Annotated in this window: 1 protein-coding gene and 1 pseudogene; both read left to right on the top strand. The window is 69.7% G+C overall.

From position 1 onward, the window contains the following. The coding region (locus AC5Y5V_RS31350; RefSeq protein WP_499942964.1) for a hypothetical protein at positions 1-780 on the top strand (780 nt) is incomplete at its 5' end. After that, positions 780-1,042, top strand: a pseudogene (locus tag AC5Y5V_RS31345) (hypothetical protein); the annotation flags it as partial. The gene AC5Y5V_RS31350 and the pseudogene AC5Y5V_RS31345, both read left to right, overlap by 1 nt.

Below are 1,042 nucleotides of genomic sequence, written 5' to 3'. Positions count from 1 at the left end.
AACCTGCCGGGCGGCGTGTTCATCACCGAATGCGGCTGGAACGGCCAGGGCGGCTGGCGCCGCTGCGACGCCCTGTACGTCGGGTTCACCAGCTCGAGCGGCCGCATCTTGGTCGGCCACGAGCTGAAAGTGTCCCGCGCTGACTGGCTCCACGAACTCGAAGACCGGGAGAAAGCCGACCAGTGGGCCGACGAATGCCACGAATGGTGGCTCGTGGTCTCCGACCCCGCGATCGTGCGCGACGGAGAGCTGCCCGCCGGATGGGGCCTGATGGCCCCAGGACGCTCGAAAACCCGCATGGACATACGACAGCAGCCCGACCGCAAACCCGCCGCGCACGCGCCGTCCTGGCACGCCGTGCGGTCCATCATCGCCCGCCAAGACACCATGCGGGCCCGGGTGATCAGCGACATCCGCTTGCGCGCCGCAGACGACGCGCGCAAAGACCTCGACAAGCGCGTCCAGGCCGCCGTCCAAGCCACCGCGGACCGCGCCGACCCCGGCGCCGCCCAGCTCCGGGAACGCCTGCAGGCCATTGAAACCGCGCTCGGCGGCCGAATCGACTGGGCCGCAGAGACCCGCGGCTACATCCGGGCCGGCCGCGACTGGGTCGGCCTCGCCGAGCTGAAACTCATCGCCGACGCCGTGCGCGCCGCCGGCGACGTCACCGCCGCGGTCGAACACATCACCAGCCGGTACACGAACCCCGTCACACGGACCCGTGAAGCGCTCGACCAGCTCGACCGCGCGCTCAACGACCTCCGAAAGGCTGCCGTCTGATGGCTGATCGTCGTCCGCCCGGGTTCAACGTCGATCTGGGCTTCTACGACTCACCCGAGGTGCTGTCCATCCCACGGAAGCACCGCGCCGCCGCCGTCGGCGTCTGGACCCTCTGCGGCGCCTACTCCGCCAGCAAGCTCACCGACGGCTTCGTCTCCGCCGAGAAACTCCGCGAGCTCGGCTGCACACCTGCGATCAAATCAGTCCTCGAGGCGACGAAACCGGAGCCTCTCTGGCTCGCATCCGACGATCATCCGGGCGC

It is taken from the genome of Mycobacterium sp. NGS68, assembly GCF_059812195.1.
This window is presented reverse-complemented; position numbering and strand designations above follow the sequence as displayed.